17 protein-coding genes and 1 pseudogene are annotated in these 23,469 nt (G+C 40.2%); 7 read left to right on the top strand and 11 right to left on the bottom strand.

The genetic code is table 11. The annotated features are described in order from the left end of the window. The first annotated feature begins 18 nt into the window (after positions 1-18). Entirely contained in the window at positions 19-2,229 is a 2,211-nt protein-coding gene (locus VF06_RS02415; RefSeq protein WP_099070610.1) for an O-linked N-acetylglucosamine transferase, SPINDLY family protein, read from the top strand. 165 nt (positions 2,230-2,394) lie between these two features. Here the strand turns inward: VF06_RS02415 and VF06_RS02410 are convergent, their stop codons facing one another. The 4 genes from VF06_RS02410 to VF06_RS02390 all read right to left on the bottom strand — a co-directional run bounded on the left by VF06_RS02410 (position 2,395) and on the right by VF06_RS02390 (position 9,728). After that, on the bottom strand, positions 2,395-3,027 hold the full coding sequence (locus tag VF06_RS02410; RefSeq protein WP_099070609.1) for a transposase: 633 nt from the start codon (positions 3,025-3,027) through the stop codon (positions 2,395-2,397). Positions 3,028-3,194: 167 nt separating this feature from the next. Then, positions 3,195-6,989 carry a DUF5672 family protein gene (locus VF06_RS42320; RefSeq protein WP_221642765.1) on the bottom strand — a complete coding sequence of 1,265 codons (3,795 nt, stop codon included), beginning with the start codon at positions 6,987-6,989 and terminating at the stop codon, positions 3,195-3,197. 302 nt (positions 6,990-7,291) lie between these two features. Then, the gene (locus tag VF06_RS38855; protein WP_143861830.1) at positions 7,292-9,127 is read right to left on the bottom strand and encodes a class I SAM-dependent methyltransferase; all 1,836 of its coding nucleotides are present in this window, start codon (positions 9,125-9,127) and stop codon (positions 7,292-7,294) included. Positions 9,128-9,299: 172 nt separating this feature from the next. Next, positions 9,300-9,728, bottom strand: a complete 429-nt coding sequence (locus VF06_RS02390) for a tetratricopeptide repeat protein (RefSeq protein WP_099070608.1) — start codon at positions 9,726-9,728, stop codon at positions 9,300-9,302. A 941-nt stretch (positions 9,729-10,669) separates the two neighbouring features. Between VF06_RS02390 and VF06_RS02385 the strand changes: the two genes are divergently transcribed. Continuing rightward, a complete protein-coding gene (locus tag VF06_RS02385; RefSeq protein ID WP_099070607.1) occupies positions 10,670-10,888 on the top strand; it encodes a DUF4327 family protein in 219 nt (72 codons plus the stop codon). A gap of 122 nt (positions 10,889-11,010) precedes the next feature. Here VF06_RS02385 and VF06_RS02380 read toward each other — a convergent pair whose 3' ends face one another. The 4 genes from VF06_RS02380 to VF06_RS02365 form a co-directional block, all read right to left on the bottom strand. Then, the gene (locus tag VF06_RS02380; RefSeq protein ID WP_099070606.1) at positions 11,011-12,294 is read right to left on the bottom strand and encodes an FHA domain-containing serine/threonine-protein kinase; all 1,284 of its coding nucleotides are present in this window, start codon (positions 12,292-12,294) and stop codon (positions 11,011-11,013) included. 211 nt (positions 12,295-12,505) lie between these two features. Beyond that, positions 12,506-14,464: a serine/threonine phosphatase gene (locus VF06_RS02375; protein ID WP_099070605.1), complete on the bottom strand. Its 1,959-nt coding sequence runs from the start codon at positions 14,462-14,464 to the stop codon at positions 12,506-12,508. A gap of 35 nt (positions 14,465-14,499) precedes the next feature. Beyond that, on the bottom strand, positions 14,500-14,745 hold the full coding sequence (locus tag VF06_RS02370) for a hypothetical protein (RefSeq protein ID WP_099070604.1): 246 nt from the start codon (positions 14,743-14,745) through the stop codon (positions 14,500-14,502). A gap of 2 nt (positions 14,746-14,747) precedes the next feature. Next, positions 14,748-15,539 carry a basic amino acid ABC transporter substrate-binding protein gene (locus tag VF06_RS02365; protein ID WP_099070603.1) on the bottom strand — a complete coding sequence of 264 codons (792 nt, stop codon included), beginning with the start codon at positions 15,537-15,539 and terminating at the stop codon, positions 14,748-14,750. Between the two features lie 284 nt (positions 15,540-15,823). On the opposite strand from VF06_RS02365, the gene VF06_RS02360 reads away from it, so the two are divergent. Beyond that, the gene (locus VF06_RS02360; RefSeq protein WP_099070602.1) at positions 15,824-17,026 is read left to right on the top strand and encodes an aminotransferase-like domain-containing protein; all 1,203 of its coding nucleotides are present in this window, start codon (positions 15,824-15,826) and stop codon (positions 17,024-17,026) included. Between the two features lie 260 nt (positions 17,027-17,286). Here the strand turns inward: VF06_RS02360 and VF06_RS02355 are convergent, their stop codons facing one another. From VF06_RS02355 to VF06_RS02345, 3 genes are all read right to left on the bottom strand, one after another. Continuing rightward, the gene (locus tag VF06_RS02355; protein WP_099070601.1) at positions 17,287-17,916 is read right to left on the bottom strand and encodes a J domain-containing protein; all 630 of its coding nucleotides are present in this window, start codon (positions 17,914-17,916) and stop codon (positions 17,287-17,289) included. 313 nt (positions 17,917-18,229) lie between these two features. Then, positions 18,230-18,823, bottom strand: coding sequence for an ATP-dependent Clp protease proteolytic subunit (locus VF06_RS02350; RefSeq protein WP_073642384.1), 594 nt, complete (start codon positions 18,821-18,823; stop codon positions 18,230-18,232). Positions 18,824-18,926: 103 nt separating this feature from the next. Continuing rightward, complete coding sequence (locus VF06_RS02345; protein ID WP_099070600.1) at positions 18,927-19,589, bottom strand: ATP-dependent Clp protease proteolytic subunit; 663 nt, start codon at positions 19,587-19,589, stop codon at positions 18,927-18,929. Positions 19,590-20,079: 490 nt separating this feature from the next. On the opposite strand from VF06_RS02345, the gene VF06_RS02340 reads away from it, so the two are divergent. The 4 genes and pseudogenes from VF06_RS02340 to VF06_RS02325 form a co-directional block, all read left to right on the top strand. Next, the gene (locus VF06_RS02340) at positions 20,080-21,336 is read left to right on the top strand and encodes a vWA domain-containing protein (protein WP_099070599.1); all 1,257 of its coding nucleotides are present in this window, start codon (positions 20,080-20,082) and stop codon (positions 21,334-21,336) included. Next, positions 21,333-22,613, top strand: a complete 1,281-nt coding sequence (locus VF06_RS02335; protein WP_099070598.1) for a vWA domain-containing protein — start codon at positions 21,333-21,335, stop codon at positions 22,611-22,613. Before VF06_RS02340 ends, VF06_RS02335 begins: the two co-directional genes overlap by 4 nt. Before the next feature lie 174 nt (positions 22,614-22,787). Next, positions 22,788-23,036 (top strand): hypothetical protein, encoded by a 249-nt coding sequence (locus VF06_RS02330; RefSeq protein ID WP_099066631.1) that lies wholly within the window; start codon positions 22,788-22,790, stop codon positions 23,034-23,036. 27 nt (positions 23,037-23,063) lie between these two features. Beyond that, positions 23,064-23,291 (top strand): annotated as a pseudogene (locus VF06_RS02325) (hypothetical protein); the annotation flags it as partial. Positions 23,292-23,469 lie beyond the last annotated feature (178 nt).

The raw sequence follows: 23,469 nt of genomic DNA, 5'->3' as shown, positions 1-23,469 counted from the left end.
TTGTAAAAATTCTTAGCTATGACTTCTGTACAACTTTATACTAGTATCACCTCCCTAGAACAGCAAGCCCAACAATATTTCATTAAAGGCAACTACAACCAAGCTGCTAGCTACTATGAACAAGCTATTGAAACAGAACCAGAAGTGAAATCTCACTACTGGAACTTAGGATTAATGTTGCTATTGCAGGGGCAAGAGACAGAAGCACAGATGACTTGGCTGCTAGGTATAGGTGAGGGAGAAGTTCAAGAGGTTGAGCAGTGGACAGTTGAATTAATAGAGGTGCTGCAAACCGAAGCTGAACGCAGACAGACGTTAGCAGACTATAAAGTTGCTTGGGCAATTCGCCAGCATATCCGGGAAATAAATCCTACAGATGTTAACAATCTGTTGTGTTTAATTGATCTAGCTATCAAACAGGAAACGCTTATTGATGATGAATTAACTTCTTTAGGAGTGATTGAGTTAATTCAGTCAGAACCAATTGTAGATACTCAGCTGTTGTTGCATGTGTTGGAAAGTATTCTTAATTACGCTCCTTTGCATCCCGCAGTCCTAGCATTTGTAGAAGCTTGTCTAGTTCATGTTCACGATCCTCAACTTTTCATTAAAATTTTACTTCCAGCTACAATTAAAATTGCCCACTCAATGCGGCAACCAAAACTTGCGGCATTACTCCTTGAGCTATATTTACGTCTCGAACCTGAAAATTTAGCAATTTTGCGCCATTTGGCTGCTTTTTATATTAAAGCTAATGATTATTATAAAGGGATAGAAGTAGCAAGGTTATGCTACTCGCTATCAAATACATTAATTGATCAAATTTTTGCAATACACCTACTCCATCGAGGATTAATGGATTCTCCTGATTGTTGGAAAGAAGCCTGTGAAGTTTTTCAACAACAGCAAAATCTGATGATGTTACTGTTAGAAGAAAAACCTCTAAGTTTGCACTCTAACGAGGTTTTACATCTATTTAATTCCAACTATTTCGCCCCATATTTGCAAGATAATATTCAAAAAAATAGATATATTCAGAATCAAATTGCCCATCTTTGTCAGCTTAATGTAGAAAACTATGCTGGCCAAGAAGTACAGCGATATCAACAGCGAACTTCCAAAGGGCGAAATAGCAAACTAAAAATTGGATACTTGTCGCATTGTTTATCTAGGCATTCAGTCGGTTGGTTGGCGCGGTGGTTGATTCAGCATCAAAACCGCGAACAATTTGACATATATGGTTATTTTATAAATTATAAACAGATAAACGATCCGCTACAAGAATGGTATGTTCAGCAATTCAGTCAAGCTTATAAAGGTGGAATTTATAGTGAAGATATTGCTGAAAAAATTTACCAAGATGAGATTGATATTTTAATTGATTTGGATAGCATTACGCTAGATATAACTTGTGAAATCATGGCGCTAAAACCCGCACCTGTGCAAGCAACATGGTTAGGTTGGGATGCTTCGGGAATATCAGCAGTTGATTACTTTATTGCCGATCCTTATGTTTTGTCAGAATCTGCTCAGGAGTACTATACAGAAAAAATCTGGAGATTACCCCAAACTTATATAGCAGTAGATGGTTTTGATGTGGGTGTACCAACTTTACGCCGGGATTCTCTAGATATTCCTAATGATGCTGTCGTCTATCTCAGCGCTCAGAGAGGATTTAAGCGCCACCCTGATACAGCAAGACTGCAAATGAAAATTATCAAAGAAGTTCCCAATAGCTATTTCTTAATTAAAGGATTAGCAGACTCTGAAGCGGTGCAGAAATTTTTTATGCAGTTAGCAGAAGAAGAGGGTGTAGAATGCGATCGCCTGCGGTTTTTGCCCCAAGATCCTGCTGAGACTGTCCACAGAGCAAATTTAACTATTGCTGATGTTGTATTAGATACTTTTCCCTACAACGGAGCTACGACAACTCTAGAAACGCTATGGATGGGTATTCCCTTAGTAACCAGAGTTGGACAACAATTTGCCGCTCGTAATAGCTACACCATGATGATGAATGTAGGTGTGACAGAAGGTATTGCTTGGACAGATGAAGAATATGTAGAGTGGGGTGTGCGCTTGGGGAAAGATGAAGCTTTACGCCAGCAGGTGGCTTGGAAATTGAAAGCATCTCGACAAACAGCACCCCTGTGGAATGGTAAGCAGTTTACCTATGAAATGGAGAAGGCTTACAAAGAAATGTGGCAGAATTATCTTGACAAAAAATAAGCTCGTAGTAAGGTAGGACTTACGCAAGTGTCACAAAAAATTAAACCTTTTAGTTTGTAGTAAGGGCTTCAGCCCTGATTTTGAGGACTAAAGTCCTCACTACAAACTAAAAATAATATACCAGTTGCATAAGTCCTATAAGGGATTTAGCCCTCACTACAAACATTAGAAATTATCCCAATCTTTACCATAATCTTGGACTGGATATTGAGTCCAACAATCACGCAGCCATTGCCGTCCACAAGCTTGTAAATACCAATGAACACTACTATCAACCCAGTCGTAAGGAGATTTGACTAAACCATGTTTGACTGGGTTGTAATGAATATAGTTAACAGTTGTATAGTAATGTCTTTGGGAGCGAATAGCGCGATCGCTCCAACGATACCAAATTTTTCTCTTAGTAATATTGTCCTCTATATTCCACTGTCGAGAAAGCGCACCATGTATTCTACGAAATAATTCACTTAATACATCAAAATTTTCAACATAAACCAGTAGATGATAGTGATTAGGCAAAATAACCCAAGCACAAATTCTTAAGTTCGTAGTGAGCGCTTCAGCGCTATTCTCTTCATTTACACTCCCAGCAAACCGATCAAAAATCATATCTAGCAATTGCTGACGACGAGATTCAGTGTGTATATGACACTGATGTTCATAACAAGCTACCGTTAATAAATAAAATTGCTTATCTTGTACAAGATGTGGTGGAGAGTGGGGTGGATAACCCTGGCTTAAGCGATATTGAACTAGTTCAGCTTTTTGCTCTGTTGTCAGCTTACGATACTCATACATAGATTTTTTTAGCACTGAAGTGCTTACTACAAACAATTCAAAAGTTCGTAGTGAGGACTTTAGTCCTCTTCCTCTATAATTACAAATTTAAGCACTGAAGTGCTTACTACAAACAGTTCAAAAGTTCGTAGTGAGGACTTTAGTCCTCTTCCTCTGTAATTACAAATTTAAGCACTGAAGTGCTTACTACAAACTTCTTTATAAAAGGCTTCTAAACCTATGACACAAGCTTTATCATCAAAAAGACGATCGTGATTTTGCCTCATTCTTCCCGCAATATTGCTTCGCAAAGCTGGATCTAGTCCTAATTTGACAGCAATTTCAATGTATTCTGCTTCATTTTCACCAATGGTATCTGTCACCCCCAGCATTTTCAGGAAGCTGTCAGAGTGACGACCCCGCATAAATTCTCCTGGACAGGTAACAATGGGGAGATTACAAGCGATCGCTTCTAAGCTAGTATTACCACCAGACCATGTAAATGTATCTAGATAAACATCTGAAAGCAAGTTAATCATTAGATAATCTAGTCGCTCTGGAATACTCAGAAACACACAATAATCTTCACTGTTCAAACCAATAGCAGCAAAAGCCCGCTTCAGGCGTGGCTGAAGTAAAGTACCACGCAAAAATACAAATTTAGCTTGTGGAACGCGATGAGCAATTTCTGCAAAAATAAAATCATATTGCGGTAGATACTTGAAAGGAGCTTGGCAGCATAAATAGATGACTGCATCATCTGATAGCTGAAAATCTGAGCGAGTTTTTATAACTGGTGGAATATATGGTTTAGGATAAGAAACGCCAATATTAGGCAAACGAATTAATTTTTCTGAATAATGTTCTTGGGCATTTTCCGGTTCCATTAACTCACTAGATAAAAAGTAATCAATTGTAGGTAAACCAGTTGTCACCGGATGTCCCCAAGCTGTACATTGCACAGGCGCAAGCCGCAAACCTGCCATTTGCATCGTTTGCGGATTCATCCCAATTTCAGGAAAAACTAAAATGTGCAGCTTATCAGCAATTATCTGTTCACAAGCTGCTGATAAATTATGAGGAATATGGTGGAAAACATCACTATATTCTTTAAATTGTTCAGTAACTTGATCTGGTTCATTTCCTGTGTAATAACAGTAAATTTCAAAGTTTTCATGATTGCTATGACGCAACCAACCTGTTAACCAAAGTGTTCCACTATAAGAATGAAGGTAATGTGAAACGTAACCAATGCGAATTTTTTCTTGATGCTGAAGTTTAGGTATTGATAAAGGTACACACCATTGAGGAAAGTTAGCAGCCATAATTTTATGTACTAACTTGCCGTATTGACATTGCAACTCTATATCATTTTGTGCTTGATATGATAGGTAAAAATTAGTGAGCCGACCTATACCTGCTAAAGCACTATTTTGCTCTTCTGTAGTTTTAAGAGACGTATGCTGAATTAAATATTGCAGTCCTTGAGTAAAGCGCTGACGATAAAAGTTTATTTCCTCTTTATTTTCGTATATTGATGGAACTGTTAAATGTTTGAGGATTTGAAAAGTATAATCATTAGGTAAGCAGTTAGCAGCATTCTCTGCACTTAAAATTGCTTCTTGAATACGTCCATTCCGCCGCAAATCGATGATTAATGAAAAATGTAGTCTTCCATCTGTAGGGTAAAGTTTAATTCCTTGCTGGAGAGTATTAAAATATTCGTCTAGCAGGTTTAATTGTCTATAACAATGGCTTAAGTTCCAATAAATATCTACATCACCTGATTGGATTTCTAGGAGTTTTTGATATTGCGCGATCGCTTCCTGATATTTACCTTGAACAAATAAGCTATTACCTAACTTAAAAAAAAACTGTGCTGTACTTACTTCTTTTAAATTTTTTAGAAAATATGAAGGAATTTGCTCTAGTTGTTTGCTGACAATTATCTTTTGATTTTCATTTTCTAAACAAACTCTCGCATTGATAAGAGGGAGTAAAGTTTGCCACTGAATTTCCGTCAAATCAACTACTAAGGAAATTGTTAACTCCTCAGTTATATCTATTTCTTCTTCCATCATTAGATTCATAGCTATAGCCGCTAGAAAAATATCGGCTTCTTCACCCGAAGTATCGCTGGTATCAATTAAAAGTGTAATTTTGCTCTTATCTGGGTGAGTAGCTATACTTTGAATAACTTGTTGTATTTCAACACCTAAATCGTCTTCATCTACTGACCAGTCTGGAAAAATGACTATATTTATTTCCTTCAATTTAAAATTATTTATAAAATTGCTGTTTTGCTGTTTTTCTGAAGTAAAATCTAAATTAAAATCTTGAGATAATTTATTTAAGACAGGAATAACAGAAGTTTTTCCATGAAATCCAAAAGTATTTTCCCAAGAAAAGTTGTCTATTTCTTCTATGGGTTGCTCAAAACTAAATTTAACAGCTATTTCTAAAGGTGCAAATTTAATATCTTGATCTTTAAACCAGTCATGAAAATAATGGCAGATAACCAAGTCTTCTGATAAAGAAGATGTTTTTAGGTTATCAAAATCTAACTGTGAAGATACTTCTAGTAACTTTTTACTTCTTAGGGAAAAACCACCATTGCCTACTCTATTTTTAGTTAAGTCAAGTATATCTACAGTTTTACCTTGAGAATTAACTAGATGAGTTTGTTTACGCCAAGGTGCACCAATATAATCATAATTTAAAAATTCCTCTGACCACAGTTGAGGATTGATAATAAAACCATCTCCTTGTGTAACTAAGCAAAATTCAGTATTTATAAATGAATTAAGCTCTTTAATAACAAATCGGCTATATTCAACTAAATTTTTTATAGGAGCAATTTTAATAATTTCTAATTGTGGTAAAAATTCCAAATACCTTTGATCAATTTCCTCAGATGTGAAAAATAATACTCTATTAAAGTTTACGTTTAAATTAGAAATCACTAAGCTCAGTAAAGTGAGTTCTATCTCTACGGAAGATATGGTTACTAAAGTTGTATTTTGCAGATTTATTTTATTTGTGTTTATAGCAAGTAAATAAATAGCATTATTCAATAATTCTGTGATATTAATAGCCTGTTCTATTTTAGGTAAAGTTCCACTATAAAAAGTTCTTTCAGTAAAATTATCTGCTAGGGTATCTCTGATTACAAAAGGAGGATGTTTTAAGGGAAACTGTATTTCTTCAACAGGTATATTAGATAGGATACTATTTGAATCTGTTGCATGAGTTCCTTCTTTTCCAAAACCAATATTAGAAACTAAATTTATATTTGGTAAAACACTTAAACCTTGATTTATATAACAAGCAAATAGCCAAGGATAATCCCAAGTATCAAATCCTTCATAGATACTTTGGAAAGTTGCTGACCAGTATCTAAATGCTTGTTCATCTTGGAGAATATCAAATAGCCAATTTTCATCTCTCACTTGAGGCCAAAGTGCCATAGTATCATCATAATATTGCCATGCTCTTTTCCAAGTAGCCCATCCCCAACAATGGTTATAACGAGAAAAATAATAACTATAATTTCGTGTTCTTTGTCCAAACTGGAGATTCTGTCCAGAAACCAACATGATTCTGGAATTATGACGATAGTTTTCTAATAACTCTTCACAAAAGCGGAAAAAGCTAGAGTGAGGAAGACAATCATCTTCTAAAATAATGGCTTCTTCAACTTGAGAAAATACCCAATCTAAGCCACTATAAATTCTTTTTCTACAGCCTAAATTAATATCAGAGTAATTAGTTAATACTTCACATTCCCAATCAACTTGATTAATAATAGCCCTAGCAGCAGCACACTTTTCTGCTTCACCGGGCTTATCTGTCCTTGATCCATCAGCTACCACTAATAATTTAGGGGGTTTAGCTTGACGAATTTTTTGAAAAACTTGCTCTGTTACATCAGGACGGTTAAAAATGATGAAACAAACTGGAGTTTTTAATTGCCATTCACTCATAAACTTTTACTTCTTAAATTGCAATTACAGGACTGGTAATCTGAAAACAGGATCTTCCTAAACAAGAACGTTTTTCACTAGGTAATCCCCCTCTTGATAACAGCTTAATATCTTTAAAGAAGATGGAAGTGCAGTTTTTATAAAGATAGCTGGGAATCATTCCATAAAAATCAATCCTTATAAATCCAGATTCTAGTATTTTTTTAACACCTTCTGCGTATCTGTGATCGTCTGTGTTATCAAAAATGATAAATCCCTGATACTTTACTTTAGATAAGGCAAATTCAGCACACTGATTTATATTAATGTGAAGCGTTTTGGAATTCTTCTAAAGTGCAAGAAGGTAACTGTTCTAATCCTGTTTGATTAATAAATTCTTTGTTTTCATGCTCTAAAACAATTCTAGAGGACAAAACTGGTAACAAACCTTTATATTCATCCGTTGAATGGATATTTAGTAAATTAAATTCTGGGAATTTATCATTATTAATTCCTGTATTCTTATCATAGCAAAGGTTAATTAAAACATCTGCTAATAAAAATTGTGCGTCTTCAAGATTGGTCTTTTGAGTATCAATAAGTAAAGTAATATCACTATTTTTGGGGTGATCAATAATGGCTTGGCATACATTTATCATCTGTTCAAATATTATATTTATGGATTGATTCCAATCGGGAAATATTATTAAATTTATATCTTTAAAATTTAGTTGATAACTGGTTTCTTCTGATTTTATTGCTTTTAGTACAGCATGAACGTGAATAACTTGATGTGCCGACTGTTTTTCTTCAATGCTAACAATACTAAATTCCCCCTTAAAACCATAATGACTTTGACAACCTGCTAAATAAAGAGGAAATTCTTTGCAATAATACATAAAAGAATTAATATTCCAAAAACTGACATGGGTAGGATCTTGAAATGCTCCCCTTCCATCTGTTGATGGTACACTAATGTCAATTATTGCATCTGGTTTACAGATTCTCCATATTTCGTTCATGGTATGAATCCTATCAGGTAGATGCTCAATAAAATCATGTGCTTTGATAAAATCAACACTATTATCAGGAAATGGAAAATTACCATTTAAATCAGCAATAACATCAACTTGATGACCAGCAATAACATCAACTCCTATAAAACCTTCTTCTTTATGAGTTCCACATCCTAAATCCACACAAATTAATTTTGATGGTGCCAATGGCTCAGAATTATCCATAGTGCCAATTTCTTCATTTTTATTATCAAACTTTTGTTGTTCCAAATTAATTATTTTATTTTTTTGCTTACTAGCAATTAATAATATACCATTGTTTTGAAAATATTTTCTTCCCGGATACAAGTGTTCTAATTTAATTTTTGCTTCTAATTCTATAGGATGCATAAAAATTAGATCAATTTTATCAATTGCAAAAGAACTTTGATTAATATATGCTAAATAATCTTCTGTAAATAAGCGATTAATATGAGGTGAATGGTAAATATAATAAACCATTAAATTCGCAGTTTCTATGTCAGTAAATTGGCATAGATATTTATACATTTCTGGTGGAGTCATTAAGAGATGACCCCAAGGAGGTATGGGAGAGTCACCAAAATGGAACTTTCTCCCTTGTTGATCAACAAGATTAGGTAAATGATGTCCATCATAAGCAGACCAGATGGGTGAAAACATTGAAAATAATTTGCCTCCTGGTTTAAGAGCCAGAAACATTTTATCCAAAGCTAATGGTAATTTATGAATATGCTCAAAAGTCGCAATGGAAAAAATTAAATCGTATTTCTGATAATATTCTTCGGGTAAATCTTCAATATTTTCTAGATAAAAGTTATATCTGGTTGGTGGTCTATTATTAAACTTGTAATCAGAAATATTTTTAATATCTTTAATAATTGTGCCTGTGTGAGTTATTCCTCCGGTTTCTTGTAGTGATTTTTCATAATCCGGGGTTTCAATTCCTGTCCATGATTTCACACCGAGATAGTCAAAAACAAAATCAGGAGGTAAACTTCCCCCTACTTCAAGCACATCTTTATTTTCTAATCCCACTAATTCCTGACAGATATGGGCGAAATTGACATGATAACTAAGGTTAAAATTAGATTGGCATTCTTGTATTTGTTCTTGTGTTAGCATTTGTCCCTCCAAATATATTAATTAATTTAAAAAATTATCAAACTGCTGTAGATTTTCTTTTACTTTGCTCCTTCCGCCACCCTCTTCTTCACATCCACCAACACAGTCTGATAATCCTGCCTGTTAGGATGCAATTTCACCAACCTCTCCATCAGGGCGATCGCACCCTTTATTAATTAGACTTCGGCTCGTTATTTGTCTGGGAATCGCCCTTCCCCTCTTGCTTCTTAATCTGCTCTAATACAGTTTTGTAATCTTGCCGTTCGGGGTGCAATTTCACTAGTTTTTCTAAAGGTTTCATCGCACCTTTAGGATCGTTCAATTTCAACCGCAACACAGACAGTTTTTCTAAAGCAAGTTGGTTTTCTGGTTCCCGTTGTAATACCAACTCGTAGCCCTTCGCCTGCTGCTGTAACAAAGATTCAGGAGAAACAGACGCAGCTACTGGCTTGGGACTTTGAAGAGCCTGTTGAATTGACGGAATAGTTGAAAATAGCATAGAACCCATAAACGACGCTATTGACACCATCGTTAAAATCCTTTGTCGCCGCTCAATCTGCTTTTTGCGGGTAGTTAAATATTCTTCTCCTTTACCTGGCATGTCTTAATATTTGCTGCGGTAAATACTTAGGTATCAGCAAACCTCCCGCTATGAGGATACCCACCTGTTCAACAGAAACTAACATCTTGGCTATAAATTTTTCACACAAAATTCAAAACCTGACTCTCAATCTGATGGGGGTTTGTGGTATGTCAATGCTGTGTGAAGAATTTAATCCAGCGCGCCCCCTCACCTTCAAAGCAAAATCCTCTACAGCACCTAAACACAGCAACTTTAGAACTTTACGTGGTTGACTGTTGACGCTTCACAGTCAACAGCGAACAGTCTTCTTTAGTTGAAAGTCCCTTAGAAGTTTTATTCTCTGGCCAAAAGATTAAAATTATATAAAGATTTGCGATAAACATGCTTAACTTACGGATGTTTGCGATATTGTAAATAACGTTTAAAGAAATATAAAGAGTAGACATTCCTACTCAATTGCAAACTTCATAATCAGTCAAAAACTTGCAAATTAGCCTGTGTTCTATCGTTAATTCGACAAACGCATTTGTTTTTTGTGACTAAAACAAATAAACTTTTCCGAATCGCCCTGACTCAGGCGAGCTTTTCTACCTAAGGAATTCCAAGAAAACATTCTATAGAAGACTGTTGGCTGTTGACAGTTCACAGTCAACAACCAACTACCTAAAGCTGTTGTTTATTTTTTGGAGTTCCCTTATACTTTACCCACCTCATACTTTAACCCTTAGTGGGTTTATGTAAGAAGTTGAAGGAGTGCTTAGCACAATTAAAGCCTTCTGGTGGTGATTACCGTACAAAAATCAATTTTCCAGTAATTGAGTAGAGTTTGTTATGGTATAGTTAGAAAGTTAAGACTAGCTTTACCAAATTACACCACTCTACGAGCCGGCAACAATTGCAGAATGGAAAGCAGTTTTAATTAAGCATTTACCAAACAAAATCTGAATTCAATCGAGGTTATGACTCAGCAAGTAATTCACCCAATGGTGAAATTGCAGCGTAACGTGCAATCACTCATAGAATCGAATATTATCAAGCCAAGCGATAGTATCTGGAAAATCGCTTTGCTCTACGGCAACGATTGGCAGCACTGGAAACAAGAACTATTGGACTTTGGCTTTAGTATGCAAGACCCAATTAGCGAATTGCTAGCTGTGGAAGCTTGGGATGAAGAATAGGGAATCGGGCATGGGGCATTGAGAGTGCTGAGTGAGGAGTTAAGAGTTATTCTCCGTTATCTCCCTCATTTCCCTCATCCGTCTTGTCTCCCCATCTCCCCACCTCCCTATCTGCCAATTTTCTAAGCTTTACAAGCAGCTAGAGCCGCAGCTAATTCCTGAGCAGTCTGATAGCGATCGCGTGGCAATGGTTCGGTAACGCGATCGATAACATCTCTCAATTGGGGACTAATGGTGGGAACTTTTGCCACATCAAACCTGAAGTGTCGCCCCCGTTGGCGGTAATACTTGAAGGGATTTTCGCTGGTGAGCAGAAAAATCAGTGTTGGCCCAATTGCATATAAATCAGATTGCGTCAAAGGTTGTCCTCGTTCTTGTTCGGGAGCGCAGTAACCTTCTGCGCCAATACGAGTACCTGGTGCTGTGCCTATTTCTTTAACTGCACCAAAATCCAGCACCACTATGCGATTTTGAAAATTCCGCACCATCAAGTTAGCGGGTTTAATATCGCGGTGGATGAGTGGAGGATCTTGACTATGAAGATAGTCTAAGATATCGCATGTTTGGCTCATCCAAGCGATGGCTTGGGCTGGGGTTACTGGGCCAGTGGTGGAAACACGTTTTTCTAAATCTTGTCCGTGGATTAATTCCATTGCCAAGTATTTTTTTCCACCTTCCACAAAAAAATCATAATACTTGGGAATTCCAGGATGCTTAAGAGATTTGAGAGTGTACGCCTCACGCTCGAATAATTCTTGAGCTTTGGCGATTCTCACCATATCAGCATTCATTTGCTTCAACACCAACAGTTGTGGCGTACCCGCAATTAAACCCGCCGCATCCCAAGCCAGATAGGTAGTACCCATACCTCCTTGTCCTAGAGTCCGCAACACCTGATAATGGCGAATCGTTTGTTGCACTGACAACGGTTGACCGCAGTGGATACAAAACAAATTATTTGGGGAATTACCTTCATGGGTGCAGGTGTAAGATACAATCCCAGGATTTCTGGCTGAGGAGACTGTTGGAAATGCATTTTCTGGCGTTTCTTGTGTCTCTTGCCAGGATAACGAAACATCCGGTGATTTTAGCTCCCGAATTTGAAATAGTAGTATTGGGCCTCCCTGGGCGAGTTGCAAAATAGAATTGTCTGGTAGAAGGCTTTGAATTACCAGGACACCATTGAGGAAAGTTCCGTTTGTACCCTGACTAATTAATTGCCAAGTATCACCATTGCTAGCAGAATCAACTTGTCTTAGTTCCAGATGATGCCGAGAAACCAAACTATCAGTTAAAACAACGTGATTGTCTGCTGCTCGACCAATGCGAATTATGGAAGAGTTTTCAAAGCACCACTGATGGAGCGGCGTTTTCTGTTGCGGTTCTAACAGGGTCAGAGTAACCACAATACAACCTTTGAGGTAAGGGATTAGGGAGTAGGGGGAAATGAAGAAGATGAGGGAGGTGGGGAGATGGGGAGACAAGGAGAGGGGGTAGACAAGGAGAGAAGTCTGAGCGGAGGTTTCCTCTGATCGGAACTTCGGAGAGAAAGATTGCTACCTTGTCCCGTTCCCATGCCCCATGCCCAATGCCCCATGCCCCATGCCCCATTAATGTTTAACTTTCAAGATTTGGACGCACTTTTGCCCGAATCAGTATAGCAGTAATATTATCGTGACCATTGTGTTGGTTCGCCAAATCGATTAAGTCTGTAACGCCGCGTTCTAAGTTGGCGCTAGAACTCAGTAACGGTTCCAGGTGAGTTTGCCAATGGGTTTCTAGGAGATCGTTATCTGATAAACCGTCTGATGCCAATACTAGAAGGGTATCTTCATTGATCTCGAAAAACCCCACATCGGGATTAATGGAGTTTTCATCACGTGGCCCCAAGGCTTGGGTGAGTTGGTAGGCATCAGGCCGAGCGTAAGCTATACTTGCTTCCACTCCCCTGGTAATTTCCCGTTGCCCGACTTCGTGATCTATTGTGACTTGTTCTAATCCCTGCTTGCGCGTCACGCGATACAGACGACTATCTCCCACATGAGCGACTGCTGCTTGGGTGTCTTGAATTAAAAGCATGACCAGAGTTGTGCCCATACGCCCAACTCCAGAACGAGCATCTTGTTGATTGAGCTTGTAAATCGCGTCATTAGCTAAATAAACTGCCTCACGAATGCTATTTTCTGTTGGCAGTTGATTGGGAGTCCAATGTTCTTGAAAATATTGCCTGAGAGTGTTGACTGCTAATTCACTGGCTACCTCGCCGCCAGCGTGTCCGCCCATCCCATCACAGAGAATGTACAAACCATGCCCTTGCAAAATTCGAGTTTTGGGCAACTCCAACTTTTCAATTTTGGTTTCAATACCAAAGTAGTCTTCGTTATGATGGCGTTGACGCCCAACATCTGTGCGTCCTGCATCTTCTAAACTACTTAACTGCATTGCCAGCACGACGGTTGGCATATCATCAGTTTTACTAATGATATCTTCTGGGTCTTCTGATTGCACAATAGTAGGCACAACAGTATGTTTCTCCTGTACTGGGGGCAAAGTTCCACTTCCTAGTGCTTCTAGTTCTACGGAAATTTCCTGCAAACGCGATCGCAACTGTGCAATAGTTTCAATTTTACCTGCCTCCAAATCCCCTAACATCTGCACCACTGAACCAAATTGAGTGCGTTGAGTTTGTCTAAATAGCGTTTGCCAAACCCGCCCCAAAGCTTGGATATTTAACGGTTGTTCTGAACTCACAGATAGACTTTGGTCATCTTCCTGATTATTCAGTGAATCTACATACAATCTTTGTAGCGCCAGCGTTTGATCTTCATCCAATCGCAAATTCGACAATTCCAATAAACTTTGACGACAATTCACTGGTTCCAATACTGACCAAAGTAGGGTCATTTGATAACACCAGTGTAAAATCTTTAACGAACTCGTTGTTTCTTCTTGCCACGAATCAAGTAAAAGCTGCCAATTCGAGCGGTCTTGGATTACTATTACCTGTTTATCTCCTTGCTGCCATGCATCGTGAATCGGTGGTATTCCTGGGTGGTCTTGGTATTGTAAAGCAATGTAAAGTTTAGCAACACTGGGAATTGCATTTGCAGCCACTGATGGCGTTACCACATCCGATTGCTGATTTCCTAATATTGCTTCAATAGGTGATATTTGATACGGTTGACAGTCTAAAACCCTGGCCTCTACCTCTGTAATATTTTCTAGACAAGGCAGGGATTCTAACAATTGGTAGCGCTCCTGAGAATCTAAATAGGAGCCTGATGTCATTTCCAAAGTAGCAGGTGGAGGAGATGAGGGGGATGAGGAGGATGAGAAAGATAAGGGAAAATTTACTTCCCCTGCTTCCCCATCTCCCCGATCTTCAGTTGTTTCTTGAGTAATAATTGCCCAAAATACTGTTCCACATTCCGTACCACAGTTGTGACAGCGTAGCGCATTCACTGGAACATCGGTACTGCATTCAGGACAGACTTTATGAGTCAGGGACGTGCCACATTTTTGACAAAATTTGTTGGTATTAGGGTTTTCAAATTTACACTGAGGGCAAATCAGCATAGTGGAAGTTCCTTAATTCCCGTTCCAAGGTGGTTCTAGCCACTAAAATCCAAGGTGCCAAATTGGCTGCCCCTGACTACAGTAGACTTACAATAGATTGTAGTTTTAACGGTGAGTTTTGGTGGCAGTATTAATTCTGACGCAGAAAAAATTTTAATGGAAATGGGGCATGGGAGATGGGGAGATGGGGAGATGGGGTGATGGGGTGATGAGGGAGAAAGATTGCTACCTTGTCTACCTTGTCTACCTTGTCTACCTTGTCCCGATTGCCCATTCCCCATGCTCAAGATTCTGGCAACTGCGGCGGTTCGGCATCAAACCATTTTTGATAAATTTGCTTGTAGGTGCCATTGGATAACAAAGCGGCTAAAGCTTTGTTAATTGTCTCCAGGTGGGGGGAGTCTTTGGGTGTGGCAATACCGTAGTATTCTTCGGTGAGTAGGTCGGCAACAACTTTGATGCCTTTGAGTTTGCCGTTTTTAATTGCATACAAGGTGGCGAAAGCATCGCTAACTACAGCGTCAACATTGCCGTTGAGCAAGTCTTGAAAAAATTCAGGCCCGGAGTTAAAAGTACTGATTTTGGCGTTGGGGATGGTTTTGACGAAGTCTGCCCCAGTGGAACCTATTTGTACGGCAATTTTTTTTCCTTGGAGACTGTTGAAGTCTCTGATATTTTGATTGTCTTGGCGGACAGCGATCGCCAGTCCGGCTTTAAAATAAGGTCGTGAAAAAGCAATTGTTTTTAGGCGTTGAGGGGTAATTGTAATCCCACTAATTGCGGCATCAACTCTTTTGGCTTGCAAAGCTGATATCATGCCATCAAAGGGTAAATTTTCAAAATCAACTTTAAACTCTGCCACTTGGGCGATGGCATTCATCAAATCAATATCAAATCCCTCTAACTTGCCGCTAGCTGTTTGGATTTCAAAAGGGATAAAAGTCGGGTCTGTAGCAATCTTGAGAAATTTAGCGTCTTGCTTGGTACTGGGATAGAAACTGTTACAAGCAAGAATCAGCAACAGACAACCTAAGCTCGAAATTAGCTGCTGCCACTTCCACTTAATTAATTTCACTATAGTAATTCTGTTCTATCAGTCAATTTTTGTGATGCTTGTGATGATGTTATAAGAAAAAATACATTCATCAACAAACAAAATCTACACTGGATTCTAATTACTGGCAAAATTCACCAATTCAGCAGTCAGAATTGGCTAACTCCAAAAAGTAAATTATTGTGCTTTGGGCTGTTGACTGTTGACCGAAGGAAACAAACGATACAAGCCCCTAAATTTATTTATGAGGATAATAATTTTGAATTTCCTTGTATTGTTCTTTAATTGTTGATTTTGAATTGCTTATGGCTTCTATCATGCATACTTATCAAATTGCTGATTTGTTTACCGAACAAGCCAAAAACCTCGCACCTTTAACCTATGGCACAGAGTTAACTAAAATCGTTACTGTCAGTTTTACATATGGTTTAGCTGACCCAACTCTTTTTCCTTATGCTGATTTGGCAGCTGCCACTGCTAGTGTACTGGCACAAGAAGCTGCGGCCGCTCTTAATTACGGCCCGCCTTCAGCTCAACTCTACGAGCAAATTATCCTCCGGTTACAGGCTCAAGGAATTGCTGCCGATCGCGATCGCCTCCTTATTGGCTACGGTTCTGGGCAGATTCTCGGCTTACTACCAGATGTATTTATCGAACCTGGTGATGTGGTAATTGTGGAAGGCCCTACCTTCTTGGGAGTAGTTGTGAGATTTGTCCACGCTGGTGCAAGCTTGGTTACCATTCCTGTGGATGAATTGGGAATGAATGTGGATGTTCTAGAAGAAACTTTAAGGGATTTGAAAAAACAGGGCATTCGACCCAAGTTTATTTACACCATTCCCACCTTTCACAATCCCACAGGCACTACTATGCCTTTATCTCGCCGCCAAAAATTAGTAGCACTGGCGGCTGAATATGGTGTACTGGTGGTGGAAGACGATGCTTATAAGGATTTGCGTTTTCAAGGAGAAACAGTGCCTTCCTTGGCATCCCTTGACCAAGAAGGGTGGGTGTTATACGTGAGTACCTTCTCAAAAATTATTGCGCCTGGTGTCAGGTTGGGGTTTGCTTGTGGCGATCGAGCTATTATTGAGCGCTTGGCAATGTTCAAAAGCGAGGGGCCTGTGGGGCCTTTTGTGAGTCATGTAGTTGGCTGCTATTGTGCCACAGGCAAGTTAGATGCTCACATTCAGAAGTTAATTGTATCCTACAAACATAAGTGCAATTTGTTGTTAGATGCGATCGCTGCTGAATTTCCCAGCGATGTAGTTGCTTTGTCACCAGACGGTGGCTTTTTCGTTTGGTGTAAATTGCCACAGAATATCAGCGCCAAAGCACTCCTGAATGCTTGTGCAGAACACGGCGTGAGTTTTCTACCAGGAACTCGGTGCTACGCCAACGGCCAAGGCGATGATGCTATCAGGTTAGCTTTTAGCTTTCAACCAAATGACAAAATTGTTGAGGGAATCGCTACCCTTGGAAAAGTGTTGCGCCAATGGCAGCGATGAGCAAGAGAGGACAAGGGGAGTTATACCATTTCACTTTAAAATTGATACAAATATACGGCAGGGGGCTGGGGGGCTGGGGAGAGAAAGAAAATATGATGTGAATAAATTGGGTAATTTATTCTCTGGAAATCCCCAATATCATATCCGGTTGAATACTTAGCAATTAAGTTGAGGCTCTGAGACTGAGAGTTTTTAACTATTAAGTAATGAAGCGAACTTGATTCATTCTGAATTCTGAATTCTGAATTCTGTATTCTTCTTCAAAAAATTTGTTCTAAACGCTCGAAATCCCGCTGCACTTCATACCAGAGGCTTTTATTATGGGGGTCTGTTTTCAGGGCTTTTTTAAGATAAATTCTAGCTTTGAGCAGCTGGTTTTCGGAAATTAACGCCCGTCCCCAGAGTTGGTAGGCAACTGCTAGCCATTGGCGGACTTCTGCATCACCTGATAACCGATCTGATAAAGCTTCCGCTAGGGCAATGGCTTGGGGAAATCGTCTTTCTTGCAAAAATCGCTGCAATTGTTCGTAAGTCTTCCACTTTAGCCGCTGTTCTATTTCCACCAAATTCGGCGGCTTTGGTGTTCCTGGTTGCTGGGGTTGTGCTTTTGTGCTAGGTGTTTTTTCCCGATGCGTTGCTTTGGGGCGATCGCGTCCCGACGACGTTGACACCCGATCTTTATGTGCTGCTGTTTCCTCTTCTGGCAGTACTACCGTCAGCAGGAGTTTGTAAGCCTCTGTCAAGGCAATGAACTTATCTTTGGCTTTATTGTCATCTGGGTTGATATCGGGGTGATATTGCTGTGCCAGTCGTCGATAAGACGCCTTAATGTCAGCAAAAGAGGCTCCCGACCTTAAACCCAATAAACGGTAGCAATCTCCAAGATCCATCTTGAGCTACGAGCTATCGAATATTTATCTAAGGGCTATCAGCTATGAGAGCGTCAAAGCCTGAGATTTTAATCATAAAGGTTAATTCGCTATTTTAAAGTTCAATTTTGACAGTTTTTTTAACGTGGGGCAAAGGGCATGGGGCAAAGGGCAAAGGGAAAGGGGCAAAGGGCAAGGGGAAAGGGGCAAAGGGCAAGGGGCAAAGGGCAAGGGGAAAAGGGCGAGGGGCAAACGGCAAGGGTCAAAGAGCAGGGGAGAAAGCGAAGACCTCTCCTTTCCCCTTTTCCCTTTCCCCTTTTCCCTTTCCCCTTTCCTACGGTCTCTCTTCTATCACACGGTCAATTAAACCGTATTCTTTAGCTTCTTGGGCAGACATGAAAAAGTCGCGATCCATGTCTTTTTCAATTTTGGCTAGGGTTTGACCGGTGTTGTCAGCATAAATTTGGTTTAGCTGGTTGCGAATCCGGAGAATTTCTCTAGCTTCAATTTCGATATCGCTTGCTTGTCCGCGAGTACCGCCGGAAGGTTGGTGAATCATAATCCGTGAGTGAGGCAATGCTAAGCGCTTGCCTTTGGCTCCACCTGCTAGTAAAAATGACCCCATAGAGGCTGCTAAGCCTGTGCATATTGTGACCACATCTGATTTGATGTGCTGCATGGTGTCATAAATTGCCAGCCCAGAGGTGACCATACCACCAGGTGAATTGATGTATATGTAAATATCTTTGCCTGGATCTTCGGAATCCAGATATAGCAAGAAGGCTATAATCTCATTGGCAATTTTATCGTCAATTTCTTCACCCAAGAATATAATTCGTTCCAGGGAAAGACGAGTATAAATGTGAACCCATTCCTCCATCTGCCCCCCTGGCAAACGATAGGGGACGCTGGGGTAACCAATAGGCATAATTTGCTCCGTTATTACAATGATTTATAGCAACGATGAAGCCTGATAGCTCCTGTGGGTTGGAGTGAGTTGAAATCACAAGAAATCAGACTCACTTCATGTTTTAAAGGACGCTAGCAGGTAGCGGGGGATTGGCGACTTCTTCTTTCTCAAAAACTCGGTCAATCAAACCGTATTCCTTAGCTTGATAGGGAGTCATGTATAGCAGACGATCCATATCTTTGCTAATTTTTTCTGGCGATTGTTCGGTGTTGCGAGACAAAATGTCAACCAATGATGCCTTGTTAGCTAGAACTTCCTTAGCCCGAATTTGAATATCGGTTGCTTGGCCTTGGGCGTAGCTCTTCGGTTGGTGCAGGATGATGGAAGCATGGGGTAAGCTAGCGCGGCAACCTTTTGTACCAGCACTGAGGAGCATCGCTGCCATACCCATAGCGGAACCGATGCAGATGGTGTGGATTGGCGGCTTGATATATTTCATTGTGTCATAGATGGCGAAGGCTTCGGTTTCAAAGCCTATGGGTTCGCCACTGTAACCAGAAGTGCCTGTGGAGTTAATGTAAATTTTAATTGGTTTTTCTGGGTCATCGGACTGCAAGTACAGAAGTTCGGCGATGATCAGTTTTGTGATTTGGGGAACTAAAGGAGTTCCTAAGTAGACGATTCGCTCCTTTAATAGTAGAGATGGTAAATCTGGCGGCGGTTTCCGGTAAAATCGATCGCCGTAATAAGGGGATTGAACAGCCTTGATGGCGGAAATGTCCATAGCAACTGATCGCCTGAAATTATGCCGTTAACTGTAATACATCCTAGCGTGATGCCAACTCTGTTCAAGGTGTGGATTTCTCCCTAGTGGTCTGCCAACCCAAAAATGTTAGGTGGAGGTTGGGTAAAGGTTAAAGGGTAAAGGGTAAGGGATTTAAAACCTTTCCCCTTTCCCCTTTCCCCTTTCCCCTTTAAAGAGCCAAGTGAACTTGGCGAACTACTAGTGGTCTGCCAACCCAAAAATGTTAGGTGGAGGTTGGGTAAAGGTTAAAGGGTAAAGGGTAAGGGATTTAAAACCTTTCCCCTTTCCCCTTTAAAGAGCCAAGTGAACTTGGCGAACTACTAGTGGAGAAGGGGGGCTGGCATCTGCCAATATTTGGCTTCTAAGATATTCTGATTATATTAATGTATTGCATGGGTTTTCCGTAGCGCTAAATTAGTGCTTTGAAGTTATTTACAAATATCTATATTCTCAATAGGAATTTGGGGTTATGAGGGTCAGCTTACAGCCTGCCTTGAATGATAGTAATTTAGACGCCAATCAAGTCAACTCTCAACGTCAGTTGGGAATTTCGATTTCGGCCATTGCCGAGGTTCAAGACCGCAATGTGCCACTGAATTTATGTTTAATCCTCGATCGCAGTGGTTCGATGAATGGCCGACCGCTAGAAACGGTAAAAAATGCCGCGAATCGTCTGGTGGATAGATTAAATCCTGGCGATCGCCTGAGTATTGTAGCTTTTAATCATCGTGCTACAGTGTTAGTACCCAGTCAAGCCATTGAAGATCCAGAAAAAATTAAGCAGCAAATTAACCGCCTAGCTGCTGATGGCGGCACTTCCATTGATGAAGGATTGCGGTTGGGGATTGAAGAATTGGCTAAGGGAAAAAAAGATAGCGTTTCCCAGGCCTTCTTATTAACCGATGGCGAAAACGAACATGGTGATAATAATCGCTGTTTAAAATTTGCCCAATTGGCTGCTAGCTATAATTTGACTTTAAATACCTTGGGTTTTGGTGACAATTGGAACCAAGATGTTTTAGAAAAAATTGCGGATGCTGGTTTGGGTACTTTGTCTTATATCCAAAAACCCGATCGCGTGGTGGATGAATTTAGCCGTTTGTTTAGCCGCGTCCAAGCAGTAGCTTTGACTAATGCTTATTTGATATTCTCCCTCATGCCCAATATCCGGCTAGCAGAACTCAAACCAGTTGCCCAAGTTTCTCCGGACACCATTGAATTACCACTGCAACAAGAACCAGATGGACGTTTCTCTGTGCGTTTAGGAGATTTAATGAAAGATGCAGAACGGGTGATTTTAGCTAATATTTATTTGGGACAATTGCCACCAGGGAAACAAGCCATCGCCAACGTGCAAGTCCGCTACGACGACCCAGCGACGAACGAAACGAGTATATTTACGCCAAACATCCCAGTTTACGCCAATATCGTGGGAGATTACCAACCAAACCCCAATCCCCAGGTGCAACAATCGATTTTGGCATTAGCCAAGTATCGCCAAACCCAGTTAGCCGAGACGAAATTACAACAGGGCGATCGCACTGGTGCGGCGACGATGCTACAAACGGCTGCCAAAACCGCTTTACAGATGGGAGATACTAGTGCAGCGACAGTGTTACAAACTTCTGCCACTCAGTTACAATCTGGTGGAGATTTGTCGGAAAGCGATCGCAAGAAAACCAGAATTGTCTCCAAAACAGTTTTGCAAGATACCCCTTTGCAATGAAAGTTAAATTGCTCTCGGCGCTAAATGACAATCGTGTTGATGTGGCTCAAACAAGTAGTCAACGTCAATTGGCCATCACAATTTCGGCTATTGCTGGTGAGTTGGACAAAAACCTGCCCCTTAACCTCTGCTTGATTCTCGATAAAAGTGGTTCTATGCATGGAAAACCAATTACAACGGTGATTCAAGCAGTGGAAGGATTAATCGACCGATTGAAAGCTGGCGATCGCATTTCAATTGTGGCTTTTGCGGGTTCTGCGGAGGTCATTATCCCCAACCAAATTATTCAAGACCCCGAAAGCCTCAAATCTGAAATTAAAAAGAAACTCAGTGCTAGTGGCGGTACGGTAATTGCTAATGGTTTGGAGTTGGGAATTACAGAACTTATGAAGGGCACAAGAGGTGCTGTGTCCCAGGCTTTTCTGCTGACGGACGGTCACGGTGAAAGCAGCTTGCGAATTTGGAAGTGGGATATCGGCCCGGATGACAACAAGCGCTGTTTGGAACTGGCGCTAAAGGCTGCCAAGCTGAACTTAACTATCAGCACTCTCGGATTTGGTAATAACTGGAATCAGGATTTGTTAGAAAAAATTGCCGATGTTGGTGGCGGTACTTTAGCTTATATTGAGCGTCCCGAACAAGCTCTAGAGCAGTTTAACCGTTTGTTTGGGCGGATTCAATCTGTGGGGCTAACCAATGCCTATTTGTTATTATCTTTAGTGCCTAATGTCCGACTAGCAGAATTTAAACCCATTGCCCAAGTTTCCCCAGACACAATTGAGTTACAAATGGAACCACAAGTTGACGGTAGCTTTGCTGTACGCTTGGGAGACTTAATGCAAGATGTAGAACGTGTAGTTTTGGCTAATATTTATTTGGGACACTTGCCAGAGGGAAAACAAGTAATTGGGCATTTGCAAATTCGCTACGATGACCCCTTGGTTAACCAGCAAGGCTTACTTTCCCCCATTGTGCCAGTGTATGCAGATGTGGTCAAGGAGTATCAACCAGCATCTAATCCTCAGGTGCAGCAATCGATTTTAACATTAGCCAAGTATCGCCAAACTCAGTTGGCGGAGGCGAAATTGCAAGAAGGCGATCGCACTGGCGCAGCTACAATGTTACAAACAGCCGCCAAAACTGCACTACAAATAGGAGATAAAGGGGCGGCGACAGTGTTGCAAACTTCCGCCACTCGCCTGCAAGCCGGGGAACAACTTTCCCAAGCTGACTTGAAGAAAACTAGGATTGCATCAAAGACAATTTTACAGGAATAGTAATCCAGCATTACTGGTTAACGGTATAAAAGTTTCGCCTCAAGGCGCAAAGCGAGAAACAAGCTACGTGAAACAAATCTAAAATCCAAAATCTAAAATTAAATGACAAGCCTCTGACTTTAGTTATGGGGTCAATCTAAAATCTAAAATCTAAAATCCAAAATTGTTTGACTTATGCCGATCCAGAAGATTGTCCAAGAATTGCAAGAGATCCCTGAAGACAAACTAGCAGAACTTTATGACCTAATTCACTACTTTCGGTTAGGTTTAAGTCAAGAACATAGACAACCTCTTGCGGTGAGCGAAGTCGAACCGCGCACCCCCGGTTTATTGAAAGGACAACTCGGCGATGCTTTCTTTGAACCACTACCAGAAGAGGATTACCTGTCATCACCTACGACAAAGCTTTCCAGACTGGACTGATTCAGGTAATTCCCGACCTCAAGTAAAGCCAAGTATCGCCAAACTCAGTTAGCGGAGGCGAAATTGCAAGAGGGCGATCGCACTGGCGCAGCTACAATGTTACAAACAGCCGCCAAAACTGCACTACAAATAGGAGATAAAGGTGCAGCGACAGTGTTGCAAACTTCAGCTACTCGCCTACAAGCCGGGGAACAACTTTCCCAAGCCGACTTGAAGAAAACTAGGATTGCATCAAAGACAATTTTACAGGAATAGTAATCCAGCATTACTGGTTAACGGTATAAAAGTTTCGCCTCAAGGCGCAAAGCGAGAAACAAGCTACGTGAAACAAATCTAAAATCCAAAATCTAAAATTAAATGACAAGCCTCTGACTTTAGTTATGGGGTCAATCTAAAATCTAAAATCTAAAATCCAAAATTGTTTGACTTATGC

The sequence above is a fragment of the Nostoc linckia z4 genome (assembly GCF_002608075.1).
GTDB classification, from domain to species: Bacteria; Cyanobacteriota; Cyanobacteriia; order Cyanobacteriales; family Nostocaceae; genus Nostoc; species Nostoc linckia.
The sequence above is the reverse complement of the archived record's forward strand: the minus strand, read 5'-3'. Positions and strand labels throughout refer to the sequence as shown.

Coding starts and splice junctions, on each gene's coding strand:
- VF06_RS02355 (WP_099070601.1), bottom strand. CDS start 17,916: ATGGATCTTGGAGATTGCTACCGTTTATTGGGTTTAAGGTCGGGAGCC.
- VF06_RS02370 (WP_099070604.1), bottom strand. CDS start 14,745: ATGGGGAATGGGCAATCGGGACAAGGTAGACAAGGTAGACAAGGTAGA.
- VF06_RS02330 (WP_099066631.1), top strand. CDS start 22,788: ATGCCGATCCAGAAGATTGTCCAAGAATTGCAAGAGATCCCTGAAGAC.
- VF06_RS02410 (WP_099070609.1), bottom strand. CDS start 3,027: ATGTATGAGTATCGTAAGCTGACAACAGAGCAAAAAGCTGAACTAGTT.
- VF06_RS02385 (WP_099070607.1), top strand. CDS start 10,670: ATGACTCAGCAAGTAATTCACCCAATGGTGAAATTGCAGCGTAACGTG.
- VF06_RS02335 (WP_099070598.1), top strand. CDS start 21,333: ATGAAAGTTAAATTGCTCTCGGCGCTAAATGACAATCGTGTTGATGTG.
- VF06_RS02390 (WP_099070608.1), bottom strand. CDS start 9,728: ATGCCAGGTAAAGGAGAAGAATATTTAACTACCCGCAAAAAGCAGATT.
- VF06_RS42320 (WP_221642765.1), bottom strand. CDS start 6,989: ATGAGTGAATGGCAATTAAAAACTCCAGTTTGTTTCATCATTTTTAAC.
- VF06_RS02375 (WP_099070605.1), bottom strand. CDS start 14,464: ATGCTGATTTGCCCTCAGTGTAAATTTGAAAACCCTAATACCAACAAA.
- VF06_RS38855 (WP_143861830.1), bottom strand. CDS start 9,127: ATGCTAACACAAGAACAAATACAAGAATGCCAATCTAATTTTAACCTT.
- VF06_RS02350 (WP_073642384.1), bottom strand. CDS start 18,823: ATGCCTATTGGTTACCCCAGCGTCCCCTATCGTTTGCCAGGGGGGCAG.
- VF06_RS02415 (WP_099070610.1), top strand. CDS start 19: ATGACTTCTGTACAACTTTATACTAGTATCACCTCCCTAGAACAGCAA.
- VF06_RS02360 (WP_099070602.1), top strand. CDS start 15,824: ATGGCTTCTATCATGCATACTTATCAAATTGCTGATTTGTTTACCGAA.
- VF06_RS02345 (WP_099070600.1), bottom strand. CDS start 19,589: ATGGACATTTCCGCCATCAAGGCTGTTCAATCCCCTTATTACGGCGAT.
- VF06_RS02340 (WP_099070599.1), top strand. CDS start 20,080: ATGAGGGTCAGCTTACAGCCTGCCTTGAATGATAGTAATTTAGACGCC.